Source organism: Tenacibaculum insulae (genome assembly GCF_964512435.1).
In the GTDB taxonomy this organism is placed as follows: domain Bacteria; phylum Bacteroidota; class Bacteroidia; order Flavobacteriales; family Flavobacteriaceae; genus Polaribacter; species Polaribacter insulae_A.
In genome coordinates this window covers 889,859-907,617 of sequence record NZ_OZ208512.1, presented here as the reverse complement: position 1 = coordinate 907,617, position 17,759 = coordinate 889,859, and the positions used below count along the sequence as shown (strand labels likewise).

General features: G+C 31.3%; 18 protein-coding genes. 9 read left to right on the top strand and 9 right to left on the bottom strand.

Annotated elements, in window-relative coordinates:
• Position 1: 1 nt before the first annotated feature.
• The 9 genes from sufD to ACN5J5_RS04170 form a co-directional block, all read right to left on the bottom strand.
• A complete protein-coding gene (gene sufD, locus ACN5J5_RS04210) occupies positions 2–1,315 on the bottom strand; it encodes a Fe-S cluster assembly protein SufD (protein ID WP_418646059.1) in 1,314 nt (437 codons plus the stop codon).
• Positions 1,316–1,418: 103 nt separating this feature from the next.
• Complete coding sequence (gene sufC / locus ACN5J5_RS04205; protein ID WP_418646058.1) at positions 1,419–2,168, bottom strand: Fe-S cluster assembly ATPase SufC; 750 nt, start codon at positions 2,166–2,168, stop codon at positions 1,419–1,421.
• 10 nt (positions 2,169–2,178) lie between these two features.
• Positions 2,179–3,021 carry an N-acyl homoserine lactonase family protein gene (locus tag ACN5J5_RS04200; protein ID WP_418646057.1) on the bottom strand — a complete coding sequence of 281 codons (843 nt, stop codon included), beginning with the start codon at positions 3,019–3,021 and terminating at the stop codon, positions 2,179–2,181.
• 17 nt (positions 3,022–3,038) lie between these two features.
• Positions 3,039–4,487: a Fe-S cluster assembly protein SufB gene (gene sufB / locus ACN5J5_RS04195; RefSeq protein WP_418646056.1), complete on the bottom strand. Its 1,449-nt coding sequence runs from the start codon at positions 4,485–4,487 to the stop codon at positions 3,039–3,041.
• A 15-nt stretch (positions 4,488–4,502) separates the two neighbouring features.
• Complete coding sequence (locus tag ACN5J5_RS04190; protein ID WP_418646055.1) at positions 4,503–4,832, bottom strand: HesB/IscA family protein; 330 nt, start codon at positions 4,830–4,832, stop codon at positions 4,503–4,505.
• A 106-nt stretch (positions 4,833–4,938) separates the two neighbouring features.
• Positions 4,939–6,000: a cytochrome-c peroxidase gene (locus ACN5J5_RS04185; protein WP_418646054.1), complete on the bottom strand. Its 1,062-nt coding sequence runs from the start codon at positions 5,998–6,000 to the stop codon at positions 4,939–4,941.
• Between the two features lie 7 nt (positions 6,001–6,007).
• Positions 6,008–6,811 (bottom strand): MbnP family protein, encoded by an 804-nt coding sequence (locus ACN5J5_RS04180; protein WP_418646053.1) that lies wholly within the window; start codon positions 6,809–6,811, stop codon positions 6,008–6,010.
• Positions 6,812–6,813: 2 nt separating this feature from the next.
• Entirely contained in the window at positions 6,814–8,142 is a 1,329-nt protein-coding gene (locus ACN5J5_RS04175) for a hypothetical protein (protein WP_418646052.1), read from the bottom strand.
• A complete protein-coding gene (locus tag ACN5J5_RS04170; RefSeq protein ID WP_418646051.1) occupies positions 8,143–9,369 on the bottom strand; it encodes a choice-of-anchor B family protein in 1,227 nt (408 codons plus the stop codon).
• A gap of 137 nt (positions 9,370–9,506) precedes the next feature.
• Here ACN5J5_RS04170 and thiL point away from each other — a divergent pair, with 137 nt between their 5' ends.
• The 9 genes from thiL to ACN5J5_RS04125 all read left to right on the top strand — a co-directional run bounded on the left by thiL (position 9,507) and on the right by ACN5J5_RS04125 (position 17,733).
• Positions 9,507–10,553, top strand: coding sequence for a thiamine-phosphate kinase (gene thiL, locus ACN5J5_RS04165; protein WP_418646050.1), 1,047 nt, complete (start codon positions 9,507–9,509; stop codon positions 10,551–10,553).
• Positions 10,554–10,660: 107 nt separating this feature from the next.
• A complete protein-coding gene (locus tag ACN5J5_RS04160; RefSeq protein WP_418646049.1) occupies positions 10,661–11,473 on the top strand; it encodes a hypothetical protein in 813 nt (270 codons plus the stop codon).
• A gap of 73 nt (positions 11,474–11,546) precedes the next feature.
• On the top strand, positions 11,547–12,017 hold the full coding sequence (gene lysM, locus ACN5J5_RS04155; protein ID WP_418646048.1) for a peptidoglycan-binding protein LysM: 471 nt from the start codon (positions 11,547–11,549) through the stop codon (positions 12,015–12,017).
• Positions 12,018–12,126: 109 nt separating this feature from the next.
• A complete protein-coding gene (locus ACN5J5_RS04150) occupies positions 12,127–13,023 on the top strand; it encodes a DMT family transporter (protein WP_418646047.1) in 897 nt (298 codons plus the stop codon).
• Between the two features lie 31 nt (positions 13,024–13,054).
• The gene (locus ACN5J5_RS04145) at positions 13,055–13,921 is read left to right on the top strand and encodes a YicC/YloC family endoribonuclease (RefSeq protein ID WP_418646046.1); all 867 of its coding nucleotides are present in this window, start codon (positions 13,055–13,057) and stop codon (positions 13,919–13,921) included.
• Position 13,922: 1 nt separating this feature from the next.
• Positions 13,923–14,507: a guanylate kinase gene (gene gmk, locus ACN5J5_RS04140; protein ID WP_418646045.1), complete on the top strand. Its 585-nt coding sequence runs from the start codon at positions 13,923–13,925 to the stop codon at positions 14,505–14,507.
• 35 nt (positions 14,508–14,542) lie between these two features.
• Positions 14,543–15,127 (top strand): nicotinate (nicotinamide) nucleotide adenylyltransferase, encoded by a 585-nt coding sequence (gene nadD, locus ACN5J5_RS04135; protein WP_418646044.1) that lies wholly within the window; start codon positions 14,543–14,545, stop codon positions 15,125–15,127.
• 204 nt (positions 15,128–15,331) lie between these two features.
• Positions 15,332–16,195 (top strand): M23 family metallopeptidase, encoded by an 864-nt coding sequence (locus ACN5J5_RS04130; RefSeq protein WP_418646043.1) that lies wholly within the window; start codon positions 15,332–15,334, stop codon positions 16,193–16,195.
• 44 nt (positions 16,196–16,239) lie between these two features.
• The gene (locus tag ACN5J5_RS04125; protein ID WP_418646042.1) at positions 16,240–17,733 is read left to right on the top strand and encodes a GH3 auxin-responsive promoter family protein; all 1,494 of its coding nucleotides are present in this window, start codon (positions 16,240–16,242) and stop codon (positions 17,731–17,733) included.
• The last annotated feature ends 26 nt before the right edge of the window (positions 17,734–17,759 follow it).

The following is a 17,759-nucleotide window of genomic DNA, read 5'->3' as shown; positions in this document are numbered from 1 at the left end:
ATTATAAATCGAATCCGATGTTAACAGCTAATTTATTTGCTATTAATTTATTAATTCGTTTTTTAACTTCTGGTATTTTTACACTTTCTAAAACTGTGTTAGCAAAGGCATACATTAATAATGCTTTGGCTTCTTTTTTAGGAATTCCACGTTGTTGCATGTAAAATAATGCTTGTTCATCTAACTGACCAATAGTACAACCGTGCGAACATTTTACATCATCAGCAAAAATTTCTAACTGCGGTTTTGCATTAATGGTAGCTTTATCACTTACTAAAACATTGTTGTTTTGTTGATATGCATTGGTTTTTTGAGCTTCTTTTTCAACAATTACTTTACCGTTAAATACGGCAGTAGATTTACCTCCGTAAATCCCTTTGTAATCTTGATGACTTTCGCAATTTGGCTCAATATGATGTACTAATGTATGATGATCTACATGTTGTTTATCATCAATAATGGTAACACCTTTTAAAATAGAATCAATATGTTCTCCTCTTTGATAAAAATTTAAATTGTTACGTGTAATATTTCCTCCAAAAGAAAAAGTATGTACAGAAACAATACTGTTTGATTTTTGCTCAATGTAAGCATTGTCAACCAAAGAAGCATTTTGATTGTCATTCTGGATTTTATAAATATCAACCGTTGCATCTTTAGCTGCAAAAACTTCAGTTACCGAGTTTGTTAAAACCGGATTAGAAGTTAAACTTTGATGACGTTCAATAATTTGAACATGCGCATTTTGTTCAGCAACAATTAAATTACGTGGCTGTGTCATAATAGCACCTTCATTCCCTGTTGTAAAGTTAATAATCTGTATCGGTTTTTCTACTTCAACATTTTTAGGGATATAAATATAAGCGCCTTCACTAGCAAAAGCAGTGTTTAAAGCGGTTAAATTATCTTGCTTTGCTATTTTATTGAAATAATTTTCAATAATTGGCTTGTATTTCGATTTTGTTAATGCAGATGACATTAAACAAACATCAATCGCATCGTGTGTAGTTTCAGATAAAAAAGAACTATACTTTCCGTCGATAAAAACAACTTTATAAGTGTCTATATCATGGATAAAATATTTTTTTACATCTGCTAACTCTATAGCGTTTTCCGAATTAGGAAAAAGACTATAATCTTGTTTTAAAACCGAATTTAAAGAAGTGTATTTCCAAGCTTCTAATTTCTTAGTAGGAAAACCTAATTCTTCAAACTTTTTTAAAGCTTTGGTTCTTATTTCGTGTACATCAGAATCTACATTCAAGCCATTTTCAAAAGCTAAATATGATGCCGCTAATTTTTCTTTTAATTCCATTGTTTTCAGTTTTAAAGTTCCAAGTTTATAAAGTTTATTAAGTTGCGATTTTCCTACAACTCTGTTACTTTTTAAGCTTTTAACTTTCTACTTTTCAACTATTTTAAACCAACTCGTTCTTAATCCAATCATAACCTTTCGCTTCTAATTCTAAAGCTAAAGAGGCATCACCAGTTTTTACAATTTTACCATCGTGTAAAACATGCACAAAATCTGGCACTATATAATCTAACAAACGTTGGTAGTGTGTAATTACAACAACAGCGTTGTTTTCTGATTTTAATTTATTTACACCATTGGCAACAATACGTAAAGCATCAATATCTAAACCAGAATCTGTTTCATCTAAAATAGCTAGTTTAGGCTCTAACATTGCCATCTGAAAAATTTCGTTACGTTTCTTTTCTCCTCCAGAAAAACCTTCGTTTAAAGAACGTGATAAAAACTTACGATCTATTTCTAATAATTCTGATTTTTCACGAATCATTTTTAACATATCCTTTGCTGGCATTTCTTCTAAACCTTGTGCTTTACGAGATTCGTTAATGGCAGTTTTTATAAAGTTTGTTACCGTAACACCCGGAATTTCAACAGGGTATTGAAATGATAAAAATACACCAGCGTGTGCTCTTTCTTCAGGAGCTAATTCGCTAATATCTTCGTTTTCTAATTCGATAGATCCTGAAGTTACTTCGTACTTTTCATCTCCAGCAATTACTGATGATAAAGTACTTTTACCAGCACCATTAGGTCCCATGATTGCATGTACTTCACCAGCTTTAACCTCTAAGTTAATTCCTTTAAGAATATCTTTATCTTCTACCTGAGCGTGTAAATTTTCTATTTTTAACATTACTGTATGGTTACTTTTTTAATAGATTTTGTAATTTTTTGAAAGCTTTTGGTGAATGTTGAATAATCACCTCAGCATTTTTTTCTTTAGCAAAAGCTTCAAATTTTTGCATGCTTGCTATCGTTTGTTCAACATTATAGTTAAACGAAGGAACTCCTTTGTTGGTTCTGTTCTCTTCAAAATGATATAAATCTCCTGTTAATAAAATTGGTTTTTTTACACCAGTAGCTTCTACATATAATACTTGGTGCCCAATTGTATGACCAGGCATGTATTTTATAACAACCGTTCCGTCACCAAAAACATCGTAATCACCTTTTATTTTTTGTACATTTTTTAATGCTGCTACTGCAGGATCTTTTTTAGTCAAAGAATCTCCAGCAACCGAATTATATTCGTTTTCTTGTACCAACCAAGTTGCGTTTTTCATGTAGTTTGCATGACCTGTATGGTCAAAATGTGAGTGAGACATTGCAAAATATTTGAAATCTTCAATTTTAAAACCAATCGATTTTAATTGATTTGCTAAAGAGTCTGGTCTTTGTACTGTAAAAGTTCCATCACCAGGCGTAACCGCTTTTGGTAAAACTAAACTTTCTGGTAAACCAGCATCCCACATTAAATTTCCTTTCGGATGTGAGATTACGTAATACGCATCTGTAAATTGTTTTGTTTGACCAGTATAAGTTGTGTCTTGCGAAAAAACTTCTAACTTATTCACTAAAATAGAACCACCTACCAACTGAAATAATTTCACTTCTGGTTTTTTAATTTCGTTAGCTACTTCTTTCTTTTCCGTTTTTTTACAACCAATAATTAAAACTGATAATGCTATAAATAGTATTTTTTTCATTTGTTAATTTTTATTGATTATCCTACTGAACCTTCTAAACTAATCTCCAATAATTTTTGAGCTTCTACAGCAAATTCCATCGGTAATTTATTTAGTACCTCTTTACTAAATCCGTTTACAATTAAAGCAATTGCTTTTTCGGTATCAATACCACGTTGGTTACAGTAAAATAATTGGTCTTCACCAATTTTACTTGTAGTAGCTTCGTGTTCTATTTGTGCCGATTTGTTTTTTGTTTCGATATACGGAAAAGTATGTGCGCCACATTCGTTACCCATTAATAAAGAATCACATTGAGAGAAGTTACGAGCATTTTCTGCGCGCGAACCAATCTGAACCAATCCTCTATAAGAGTTTTGCGATTTTCCTGCGGATATTCCTTTTGATATAATGGTTGACTTGGTATTTTTACCTAAGTGAATCATTTTAGTACCTGTATCAGCTTGCTGATAATTGTTAGTTACCGCAATTGAATAAAATTCACCTACCGAATTATTACCTTTTAAAATACAAGAAGGATATTTCCAAGTAACAGCAGAACCTGTTTCAACCTGTGTCCAAGAAATTTTCGCGTTATTCTCACACAGTCCTCTTTTGGTTACAAAGTTGTAAACTCCACCTTTTCCTTCAGCATTTCCAGGAAACCAGTTTTGTACGGTTGAGTATTTAATTTCTGCATCATCCATCGCAATTAATTCAACTACAGCTGCGTGTAATTGATTTTCATCTCTACTTGGTGCAGTACATCCTTCTAAATACGAAACATAACTTCCTTTGTCGGCAACAACTAAGGTTCTTTCAAATTGTCCTGTACCTCCTTCGTTAATTCTAAAATAAGTAGATAATTCCATCGGACAACGAACACCTTTCGGAATGTAACAGAAAGATCCATCAGAAAAAACTGCCGAATTTAATGCTGCATAAAAGTTGTCGGTAGTTGGTACAACGGTCCCTAAATATTTTTTTACCAATTCTGGATGCTCTTGAATAGCTTCAGAAATTGGCATAAAAATAATACCTTTTTCGGCTAATGTTTCTTTAAATGTTGTTGCTACAGAAACAGAATCCATAACAATATCAACAGCAACATTGGCTAGTTTTTTTTGTTCGTCTAAAGAAATTCCTAAACGTTTAAAAGTGTCTAATAATTCAGGATCTACTTCGTCTAAACTATTTAATTTTGGTTTTTCTTTTGGAGCCGAATAATAAGCAATGTCTTGAAATTTTGGTTTTTCATAATGAACATTTGCCCACTCTGGTTCTTCCATTTGTTCCCAAACTCTAAACGCTTCTAAACGCCATTCGGTCATCCATTCTGGTTCGTTTTTCTTTTTAGAAATTGCACGAACCACATCTTCATTTAACCCTTTTGCAAAGGTTTCACTTTCTATATCAGTATAAAAACCATATTCGTATTCTTTGGTTTTTAACTCTTCTCTTAAATCGTCTTCGGTATACTTGCTCATAATTGAGTTGTAATTTTATAAACTAAAAGATTCTCCGCAACCGCATGTACGGTTTGCGTTAGGATTGTTAAATACAAATCCTTTACCGTTTAAACCTCCAGAATACTCTAAAGTAGTTCCTACGAGGTATAAAAAACTTTTTTTGTCAACAACAATTTTTACATTGTTTTCTTCAAAAATCTTATCGTTTTCTTGTGTGCTTTTATCAAAGGTTAAGTCGTATGATAATCCTGAACAACCTCCGCTTTTTACGCCAACACGAACGAAATCTGTTGTAGCATCAAAGCCATCATCAGTCATTAACTCGATAACTTTCTTTTTTGCTGTGTCTGAAACTTTTATCATTGTTTAAGTGGATTAACTCTAAATAGTTTGCAAATATACAATATAAGTATCAGTTAATTACACAAGTTTTCATTGTGTTTTGTAATAGCTTTATTAGATTTTTTGATTATTGCTGAAAGTCAGGATTGTTAACAAAATCATTATCAGAAAGTGAAAGTAAAAAAGCTTTTAAATCGGCTTTGTCTTTGTTTGATAAATGTACGCCTCCTTGATTTACTTTTTTCATTAAAGGATCAATCGTTGTTGATGATTTTAAACCTGTAGAGTAATGATTGATGACTTCATCTAAAGTTGCAAATCGGCCATCGTGCATGTAAGGTGCAGTGAATTTTAAATTACGTAGTGAGGGTGATCTGAATTTACCATTGTCATTTGGGTCGCCAGTAACTTTACCCAATCCAAGGTCGGTAAAAACATTGTCTAGTCCGTTATTATGAAATTGATTATCTGTCCATAACGGATTGTTATCGCTACCATGGCAATGAAAACAATCTCCACGAGTTTCATCCATAAAAACATCAAATCCGTTTTGTTCTTCAGTTGTTAAAGTTGTTTGTCCTAATAAAAATTGATCGAATTTTGAGTTTCCAGAAATTAAAGTTCTTTCGAACTGAGCAATTGCTTTGGTTATTAAAGTAGAATCTATTTTTACATTACCAAAAGCTTCTTTAAATAAAGAAGGGTATTGGGCGTGATTGTTAATTTTATCGGCAACATTTGTCCATTTACTATGCATTTCAATGGGATTTCGAACAGGTTCTAATGCTTGTCTTTCTAAACTTAATTCTTTTCCGTCCCAAGTAAAACGTTCGTCAAAATTCCAAGCTAAATTAAATATTGGCATAGAATTTCGGTTTCCAAAAAAGCCATCAACACCATCGCTAAACTGAGTTTCATCAGTAAAAGCTTTTTTAGGGTCGTGACAAGTTGCGCACGATTGGGTATTGTTTTTTGATAAAATTTTATCGAAAAACAGTTTTTTACCTAAAGCAATTCCTTCTTCTGTTAAAGGATTGTTTACTGGAATTACAGGCGCAATTATTTTTTGTTGAAATAATTCAGGAATTTCTAAGTTTACTGATATAGGAGTATATATGTTATTTTCTTCTTTTGATGAGCAACTCATTAAAAGAAGAAAAGATAATAGATATATACTTTTTTTAATCATTTGTGCTTTATTGTGAGATATTACCTAAACTAAAAACACCATTTTTACCATTTTCATACATTGCTTCTTGTGCTTTAAAATTACCCATTAAATTTTCATGTAAGCCATTTAAATCCCATCCTTTAGGGTTTTTTATAAGTAGGTTTTCGTCTTCAGGATCTTTCATGAGTCCAGCTTTAAACCAGCCTGCAATATTCATTTTAATTTCAATGGTAGCATTGTTTTTAAGAGAAACAGTTCCTAAATCTACCGTAAACGAAGTGTCTTCTTTTTTTGCTGTAGCTGTGTTATATGCACTAATTATATGAAAATTGTATGGTTTTTCAACACCTAAAGTATCTTTGTATTTACCATCTAGTTGCATAAAATGATAACCGCCACCAAGCATACTCGGCACATTCCAAGAGGCCGAATTTAAATCAGAATAAGCACCGTCGGTATTATCACTTTCATTAAAACCAAAAGTAATAGCTAGTTTGTAATTTCCTTCGGATACTTTTTCAAGTAAATTGTGTGTTAAATTTTCAGGGTCGTTTAGGTCGATTAATTTATAACCATCAAAAATGGTTGATTGATCAGCACCATCGGTTAATGTAACTTTTGAAATTAAATAACGTAATCTTTCAATAGTAAGCTTAGTACTTAATTTATTGATGAACTCAGTAGAATTTAAATCGACATTTTCAAAAGTAGCTCCATCCCAATTTTGGGTAAATTTAAGTTTTAGACTTACTTCTTTAATAGGTTCATCACTATCCGAGCTACACGAAAAAAGAGCTAAGCTTAAAAAAAGAATTAAATATTGTTTCATTTTTATTTTAATTTGATAATCAATAGGTCTGAAAAACCTTTGTTTGTTATTATATCTTGATTATTACTGCTGCTTTCGCCAACTGCAATAATGCTTCCGTTTGCTAATTCTATCGCGTCGTAACAAAAATCTATTTCGGTACCTCCAATAGTTTTTTGCCATTGTAAATTTCCGTTTGCATCAATTTTAAGAATTAAAGCATCGTTTTGTCCTTTATTGATGAATCCATTATCAGCACTTCTGGAACTTCCTGAAACAAGAAAACCGCTGTCGTTGGTTTTTTTTACAGACCGACCAGCATCAAAACTCGTGCCGCCATAGTTTTTTTGCCATATCAAATTACCATTTATATTTATTTTGATAATCCATAAATCGGCACCGCCATTATTTTTAGTAACATCTTTTGTAGAGCTACGCGTATCTCCAATAATTATAAAGTTTCCATCATTGGTTGGTGTAATTGCTCTTGCTTCGTCAATTTCATCGCCCCCAAAAGATTTTTCCCAAAGTAAAGTACCTGATTTATCAATTTTTACAATCCAAAAATCGTAGCTTCCTTTATTGTTTTTAACATCTACATCATTACTATCAGAAGAACCAATCATTAAATATCCGTCAGCAGTTTCTGTAACATCGTAACAAGTATCGGTATTGGTGCCTCCAAAATATTTTCGCCATTCAATATTTCCTGAGGCATCTAATTTAATTCCCCAATAATCACCACCCGCATGTTTTGCTGATGTTTTGGCATTTCCTAAGCCTCCAGAAGCGGTTACATCTAAAATACTACCTATAAAATAACCGTTATCGGCTGTTTGTAATAAGCTAAATCCTTTGTCTGTTCCAGAAAAACCTGCGCTTGTTTTCCAAATAAGATTACCGTTTGCATCTAGTTTTATCATCCACACATCTTCAAAACCTTGGTTGGTATCTAAGTCTCCATCATCACTTTTGCTATATCCAACGATTGCATAGCCATTATCATTAGTTTGAATAATTTGATAGGCTTTTTCGTCTTTTAATCCTCCGTATGTTTTTTGCCACTGTAAATTATCATTTTCATCAAACTTTAACAACCAATAGTCAAATTGAACAGTGTTTTTTGAGCTGATAATATCTCCATCAATACTTTGTGTAAAGCCTAAAACAATATAACCGTTGTCGTTGGTTTGTATAACACTTCTTCCGCTTTCGTTTTTTGAACCGCCAAAAGTTTTTACAAAATTTACCTCTGGAGTTTTTGTAGCTGATAAAAACTGGAAACCAGCATCATTATTACAACTATACATTGTAGCAATAAGCAATAAAAAAGACGAAATGTGCTTAAACATTTACTGTTTTTTAAGAATAAATAAACCTTTGTTAATATCGCTTACTACAATTTTACCACTATTAAAATACGGATACACGTTCCAAACACCATTAAAATTTGCTTCGTTATTGCTTGTATAAGTATCAAAATAACCTGTTTCGGTAATGTTTTTACTTTCAATGTTTGTAATATCTATAAAACGTACTCCAGCAGTGTAGTTGGCTAAGTAAAAAGTGTTGCCTTTTACGTATCCGTTATGGTCAATTGCAGCAGTAGGTCCTATGTAAGTAAAATGTTCTATTGGATTTTCTAAGTCGGTAAAATCAAAAACGATGGTTCTTGTTTTGTTTCCAAAGTGTTGTTCATCTAGTTCATCCCCTAAAATAAAATATTTTTTATCCTCAGTAAACCAACCTTGGTGTGTGTAACCAACATTTGCGTATGATATTTTAGAAATATTTTTAGGATTTGCTTTGTCAGAAATATCAACAATAACAACTTCATTTTCGTTACTTCCTATTAAAATTTCTTTTCCTGTATACCTAGTATCTGGGCCATTATAATTAATTACTTGCGCGTCATGGCTATAATTGTCGGTTCCCCAACCACCTTCGCTTACAGGATTTTTAGGGTCTTGTATGTTAATAAATATTGGGCCTCCGTTATTTATTGGTAAACCGTTTAATTTTGCGCCAACCGGATATGCATATCCAGATTCTTCGTTAATTACAATATTATGAGCTCTACCAAATTCGGTAAAATGTTTGTCAGCAGTAAAATTTTCAGGCGGATTTGCTACATTTCTTAGTTTTGTTAAATCAAAAACTTGCATTCCGTGATTACTTGCTTCACTTACAATAAAAGCATGATCTTTGTATACTTTTATGTCGTGCCAAGAGCTGTTTACGGTTGCGGTAGGTAGTTTACCTAAATAAATAGGGTTATCGGTATCAGAAATATCAACAAAAACAGTTCCGTTTTCAACACCCATAATCGCGTATTCTTTGTCGTCTGTAGAGTCCGTCCATCCCCAGGAATCATTTCCTTCAGTAGCATTAAAAGTACTTAACGGAATGTTTACCAATAAATCGTAATTATTACAAGGATAAATACCAGCTTTACCATTTTTACATTCAATTTTGTTTTCTTCTGTAGAAGGATTATCTATTTTTTCGTTGTTAGAAGAAGAACAAGATATTAAAGATGAAACAAAAAAAACGGTCAGTAAAACTTTATAATTAGTCATAACAAAATATTTTAAAACACTAAATTAATAAATAAACTAATTATAAAACACTTATAAACTGTTAAACCCTATGTTTATTTGAATTAGAGTTAATTATTTGTGTTCTTTTTTTAACTAGTTGTTAGTATCTTTGCAGTATGTTAGAAGATAAAAACCAAGAAAGAACTTCATTAGCTGAACTGGGAGAGTTTGGATTGATAAACCATTTAACCGAACACTTTAAAATATACAATTCATCAACAGAAAAAGGAATTGGAGATGATGCCGCTGTTGTAAGTGCAACGGATAAAGAGCTGTTAATTACTACAGATTTATTGGTAGAAGGTGTGCATTTTGATTTAAGTTATATGCCACTAAAACATTTAGGATACAAAGCTGTAATGGTAAATTTATCGGATGTGTATGCTATGAATGGCGTTGCTGAGCAAATTACAGTGTCAATTGCTGTTTCAAATCGTTTTCCGTTAGAAGCTTTAGAAGAGTTGTATGCAGGTATTCAATTAGCTTGCGATACTTATAAGGTAGATTTAATTGGTGGTGATACTACATCATCTACCAAAGGAATGTTGATTTCTGTTACCGCAATTGGTGCTGCAAAAAAAGAAGATATTGTGTATAGAAACGGAGCCAAAGCAACCGATTTAATTGTTGTTTCTGGTGATTTAGGAGCAGCATATCTTGGTTTGCAGGTTTTAGAAAGAGAAAAACAAGTATTTCAGGTAGATCCTCAAAATCAGCCTGATTTAGATAAATATACGTATTTAATTGAGCGACAATTAAAACCAGAAGCTCGTAAAGATGTGCCAGAATTATTAAAAGACTTAGAAGTAAAACCAACATCAATGATTGATGTTTCTGATGGATTATCTTCTGAAATTATGCACATTTGTTCGCAAAGTAAATTAGGATGTAAGATTTATGAAGATAAATTACCTTTAGATCCACAAGTAATTTCTACATCCGAAGAATTTAATATGGATAGTACCATGATTGCTTTAAGTGGTGGTGAAGATTACGAATTATTATTTACTGTGCCAATTGCTGATTTTGATAAAATAAAAGCAAATCCGCATTTATCAATTATAGGTCATATGGTTGAAGAAAATCAAGGAATGAACTTGGTAACACGAGGAAATCAAGAAATGGAATTAAAAGCTCAAGGATGGAATTCATTTAATGAGTAATAAATTTTTAATTATTATATAAAAAACCACACTTTTAAAAGTGTGGTTTTTTTGTGGATTTAATTTTAGGCATAAAAATTGCTCATTACAAAAAAACTAAAATTGAGATGAAAAAAGCACTATTTATACTATTGTTAATTCCGTTTACATCCTTTTCGCAAGGAAAGTTAAAAACAGCAAAGCAAAACCTTAATCAAAAATCAACAAGTAAAAGTAGTACAGGTAAGCGCGTTGTAAAAACATCATCTACCTCAACCTCAAAAAATAATTATAGTTCTAGTTTTTCTGATGATATAGGTTTGTCTTCTTTTTTAGCTGAAGTGTTATTTTTTGGAACGGTAGGAGTTGTAGCAGGAGTTGCCGAAGAGCGAGATTTAAATCCGTATCCATATTTTTATGATAATGAAGGAGAGTATGCAGCAGAATTGTCAGATACAGGAAAAAAACAAAGTTTTAAATTAGGAACAAATTATCTATTTAATAATGTTGGCGGATTAGAAGTAAACGCTGTTTATAAACCAATACCTATTTTAGGAATAGATGTTTCTTATATTCATTTTTCGGAAAAAAATAGAACCTATACCGATGTGCTTGATGTGAGTTCTGTAATGTTAAATTATTATCGAATACGAGAAAAAAATATTTCACTTTGGTGGGGTTTAGGAGCAACTTATGTAGGTAATGAAGTGCGAAAAATGGGATTTGCATATAATTTAGGAATGGAAATTTATCCTGTAAAACCAATTAGTTTTCATGCATCTTGGAAAGAAAGCTTTATAAACGAAAGCGAAATAGGTGTTCTTAAAACCCAACTAAAATATCATGTTAAAAAGAATGCTTTTTTTGTTGGATACCATCATTATCAAATAGCAGGCGAAGATATTTCGGGTCCAGCAATTGGTGTTGAAATATTATTCTAATAAAAAGTGGTATAAAAATTGTATATTAGTAAACATAAAGTGAATTAGTAATTAATAAAAAATTTAAAAAAGAATGGGAATTTTTTCATTTATTAAAGATGCAGGTGCAAAAGTATTTGGTATCGGAAAAACAACTGAGGAAGAAGCTGTAGAAAAATCAGCAAAATTAGTAGATGCAGTAAATACATTAGAACTATCTGTAGAAAATTTGTCGATTCAAATTGATGATGACAAAGCAACTATTTCTGGAGAAGCTACAGATTTAGCAACGAAAGAAAAAGTTGTTTTAGTAGTAGGTAACACCAATGGAATTGCATCAGTAGAAGACAATATGACCGTTGCTGAGGTTGAAGAAATTGATGTTGCTGCAATGGCTCAATTTCATACCGTAGTAAGTGGTGATACTTTAGGTAAAATTGCAAAAGAATTTTATGGTAATGCTATGAAATATCCTGTAATTTTTGAAGCAAACACACCAATGTTATCGCATCCAGATAAAATTTATCCAGGGCAAGTATTAAGAATACCACCTTTGGTTGATTAATTAAAATAGTATACTATTTAGTAAAGAAAGTACTGCATTTGTAGTACTTTTTTTTGATTATAACTCAGCAATATTTTTCATCTTTGCGCTTTAATTAAAAGTATTAAAAATGAATCAAAGAACGCTGGCATTAATAGCAACATCAATAGCAACTCTTATTTACGGAGTTACTTTTACAGTAGCAAAAGAGGTAATGCCAATGTATATAAAACCATTTGGATTTATATTGCTTAGGGTAGGAGGAGCAACTGCAGTTTTTTGGTTGTTAGGTTTTTTTATTAAAGCAAAGCCGATTGAAAAATCAGACTATAAAAAAATTAGTATTGCTGCTTTTTTCGGAGTAGGTTTAAATATGCTTACTTTTTTTAAAGGTTTAAGTTATACAACACCAATTAGTGCTTCGGTAATTATGGTTACGGCACCAATTTTGGTGTTAATATTTGCAAGTATTCTTTTAAAAGAACGGTTGATTTTAAGAAAGATACTAGGTGTTATAATTGGATTAATTGGTGCTGTTATTTTAATAGTTTACGGAACTTCGCCAAATATTGATGCCAAAAATATGATGCTGGGTAATTTGCTAGTTTTTATAAACGCAGCTTCTTACGCCATGTATTTGGTTCAGGTAAAAAAGTTGATTGCAAAATACAATCCAATAGTATTTGTAAAATGGCTGTATTTATTCGGTTTTTTATTCGTAATTCCTTTTGGTTTTTCTGAGTTAGCGGAAGTACAATGGTCTTTAATGCCAACATCAATTTATTTAAAAGTAGGTTTTGTAGTGTTGTTTACTACCTGTATAACCTATTTGTTTAACTTGTTTGCATTATCAAAATTAAAACCCACAACTGTTAGTGTATTTATTTATATACAACCAGTTATTGCATCAATTTATGCTTTATTTGTAGGTAGTGATAGTTTAAATACAGTAAAAATAGGAGCCACATTATTAATCTTTTTAGGTGTCTTTTTGGTAACAAAACAAGTGGCTGTTAAAAATAAATAAATGTATCTTTGCGCTTTATTAAATTGACCATATGATACAGTCTATGACGGGTTACGGAAAATCCGTATTACATTTACCTTCTAAAAAAGTAACCATTGAAATTAAGTCACTTAACAGTAAAAACTTAGACTTAAATACAAGAATACCATCTTACTATAAAGAAAAAGAATTAGCAGTTCGTAAAAAACTGGCAAGTAGTTTAGTAAGAGGTAAGGTAGATTTTTCTATCTGGGTAGAAATGACAGCTGAAGAAACATCAACAAAAGTTAATAAAAATGTGGTGTTAGAATATGTTCAGCAATTAAAAAACACACTTTTCATAGGTTCTGATAATGATGTAGAACTGTTAAAAATGGCTATAAAAATGCCAGATGCGTTAAAAACTGAGCGAGAAGAGTTAGATGAAAATGAATGGACACAGATTGATATTCATATTGATGAAGCTTTAAAAGAGATTGTAGCTTATAGAACTGATGAAGCAAAATCATTAGAAGATGATTTTAAAGAAAGGATAGCAAATATTCAAACGGCTTTAGAAGAAGTTAGAGTGCTTGACGGAGAAAGAGTTGAAAATGTAAAAGAACGTTTACAAAAAGCTTTAACAGAGTTAAAAGTTGAGGTAGACGAAAATCGATTTGAACAAGAGTTAATTTATTATCTAGAAAAATTAGATATCAACGAAGAAAAAGTTCGTTTAGCAAATCACTTAGTTTATTTCTTGGAACAATTAGATACGGCAGATTCTAACGGGAAAAAATTAGGATTTATCGTTCAAGAAATAGGACGCGAAATAAATACAACTGGTTCTAAAGCTAATTTTGCACCAATGCAAAAAATAGTAATTCAGATGAAAGATGAGTTAGAAAAAATAAAAGAACAAATTTTAAACGTTTTATAAAATGGCTACAGATTTTAAAGGAAAACTTTTTGTGTTTTCGGCACCTTCAGGATCAGGAAAAACAACAATTGTTCGTCATTTATTAAAGCAAGAAAAATTTAATTTAGAGTTTTCTATTTCGGCAACCTCAAGAGCAGCAAGAGGTGAAGAAGTAAATGCAAAAGATTATTATTTTATTTCTGCGGATGATTTTAAGAAAAAAATTAAAGCAGACGAATTTTTAGAGTGGGAAGAAGTGTACCGTGATAATTTTTACGGAACACTAAAAACCGAAGTAGAGCGTATTTGGGCTTTAGGAAAACACGTTATTTTTGATATTGATGTTGTTGGAGGTTTGCGTATTAAAAAGAAATTTCCGGAAGAAACATTGGCTGTTTTCGTAAAACCACCAAGTGTTGATGAACTTAAAATTCGTTTAAAGAAAAGAAGCACCGAAAGCGAAGATAAAATTAATATGCGTATTGCAAAAGCGTCGGTAGAATTGGCTACGGCTCCGCAGTTTGATAAAATTATTAAAAATTACGATTTACAAGTAGCTTTACAAGAAACGGAAGATTTAGTAAGCGAATTTTTAGGCTTAGATTAAGTAAAATTAAGAAAATAATAAGTTTTTAATTAGTTATGAAAAATATCGGATTGTATTTTGGTACTTTTAATCCTATTCATGTTGGTCATTTAATAATTGCCAATCATATGGTTGAAAATTCTGATTTAGATGAAATTTGGATGGTCGTTACACCACACAATCCGTTTAAAAAGAAAAGTTCTTTGTTAGATAATTACCATCGCCTAGAAATGGTGTATTTGGCAACCAAAGAATACGATAAAATTAAACCGTCTGATATTGAGTTTAACTTACCGCAACCCAATTATACCATTAATACTTTAGCGCATATATCAGAAAAATACCCTGATTATAATTTTAATTTAATTATGGGCGAAGACAATTTAAAAAGCTTTCATAAATGGCGAAATTATGAAGCTATTTTAGAGGATTATAAGGTATATGTTTATCCAAGAATATCGGGAGGAATTGTAGAAAATCAATTTAAAGAACACGCAAAAATTGATAGAGTTGATGCGCCAATTGTGCAAATTTCATCAACTATGATTCGAAACGGAATCAAAAATCAAAAAAATATTCAGCCTTTAATAGCAACTAAAGTTTGGAATTATATTGATGAGATGAATTTTTACAAAAAATAACAAATACTACTACTACTTTTACATTTAAAGGTGAATTTGTTAATTTGAATAAAATTTTGGAATTCAAAAAGTTATTTTTAATGCTATTTTCTCTCGAAAATTACTTGAATTAACCCTGTTTTTTAAAACAATGACGTCTAATTTAGATAAAAAATAGATTCGAAATTTTTTCGTTGTATATTTGAAATTCAAATTAGTATTAGCGTGTCGAAAATTAAAACAAAACGAAAATTAAAACAAAAACTTGTTGATAAATACCGATTGGTAATTTTAAACGAAGCTACTTTTCAAGAAAAATTTTCTTTAAAATTATCTCGACTAAATGTATTTGTTTTCGGAGGGTTGTTTTCTATATTACTTATCGTATTAACCTCTTTATTAATTGCATTTACAGGTTTAAGAGAATACATACCAGGTTACTCATCAACTTCACTAAAAAAGAAAGCAACACGTTTAATTTACGAAGCAGATTCGTTAAAAACACGATTAGCAATTATTGAGCGTTATACAGCAGCTTTAAAACCTGTTTTAACTGGCGAAATAAAGCCCGAAAAAATTGATTCAATAAGAATAGAAGCACAAAGTTCATTGGTAGATGATAGCAAGTTATTAGCTACACAACAAGATTCTTTATTTAGAGCAAAGGTTGATGGTAAAGATCGTTACCCGTTGTTAGATGGAGCAGAAGGAAGAGCTAAAATTGTTTTCTTTTCGCCATTAACAGGAAACATTTCTCAGAGTTTTAACATGAACGAAAAGCATTATGCGCTTGATATTGTTGCAAAAACAGGAACCCCTGTAAAAGCAATTTCAGACGGAACAGTAGTTTTAGCAGAATGGACTGCAGAAACGGGCTATGTAATAACAATTCAGCATCCGAATGAATTTATATCAGTATATAAACATAACGGAACTTTGTTAAAACAACAAGGCGATGTAGTTAAATCGGGTGAAGCGATTGCAAATGTTGGTTCGACAGGTGAGTTAACAACTGGCCCACATTTACATTTCGAACTGTGGAATAACGGTTTCCCGGTAGATCCGACTGATTATATAGATTTTCAGTAGATTAGAAAAGAACACTATTTTTTTAAGTTTTAAAAAGCATAAAAATGAGTATCAAATCAATACTAGCAATTCCTTTTGCTAAACAAGTACGAAAACGAGTTTATAAATGGGCTAATAATCCTCATAAAACGCAAGAAAAAGTATTTCAGTATTTAGTTTCTGAAGGATGTAAAACCGCTTTTGGTAAAGATCACGATTTTATTTCTATCAATAATTACGAAGATTTTAAAAAACGTATTCCTGTAAATGATTACGAAGGTTTACGTACTTATGTAGATAGAATTGTTGCTGGTGAAGAAGATGTTTTATGGAAAGGCAAACCATTGTATTTTGCAAAAACGTCGGGTACCACTTCTGGGGCAAAATATATTCCGATAACGAAAGAATCTATGCCAACACATATAACCGCAGCGCGTAATGCATTGTTGTTTTATATTGCAGAAACTGGTGACGCAAGTTTTGTAAATGGTAAAATGATTTTTTTACAAGGAAGTCCCGTTTTAGAAGATATGAATGGTGTTAAGCTAGGGCGATTAAGTGGTATTGCAGCACATTATGTACCAAATTATTTATTAAAAAATCGTTTACCTAGTTGGGAAACCAATTGTATTGAAGATTGGGATACTAAGGTTGATAAAGTAGTTGAAGAAACGATAAATGAAGATATGTCTGTAATTAGCGGAATTCCGTCTTGGGTACAGATGTATTTTGAAAAGTTGATTGATAAGACAGGAAAAACGATTTCAGAAATTTTTCCAAACTTTAACTTTTTCGTGTACGGAGGTGTAAATTTCGAACCTTATAAAAATAAGTTTGAAGCTTTAATCGGTAAAAAAATTGATTACGTAGAGTTGTATCCAGCATCCGAAGGATTTATTGCTTATCAAGATTCACAAACCGAAAAAGGCATGTTGTTGCAATTAAATTCAGGTATTTTTTATGAGTTTATTCCTGCAACTGAATTTTTTGATGAAAATCCGACTAGAATTTCTTTAAAAGATGTGCAATTAGGTGTAAATTATGTAATTATTTTAAATACATCTGCAGGTCTTTGGGGATATAATATTGGTGATACGGTAGAGTTTACTTCGCTAAAACCTTATCGAATAAAAGTAACCGGACGCATTAAGCATTTTATATCCGCCTTTGGCGAACATGTTATTGGTAAAGAAGTAGAAAAAGCATTAAATGATGCTATTTTGGGTACAAATGTAAATGTAAGTGAGTTTACGGTGGCGCCACAGGTAAATCCGGAAAGCGGATTGCCATACCATGAGTGGTTTATCGAATTTGAAAATGAGCCTGATAATTTAGAGGAATTAGCAGCTAAAATTGATGCTTCTATGCAAAAACAAAATGTATATTATTTCGATTTAATTACTGGTAAAATATTACAAACTTTAATTATTAGAAGTGTAAAAAAAGGTGGTTTTCATGAATATATGAAATCGATTGGTAAATTTGGCGGACAAAATAAAATCCCACAACTGTCTGATAATCGTAAGATTGCAGATGTTTTAAAAGATTTTTTATTGTAAATTTATAGCTTTAGTTAATAAGAATA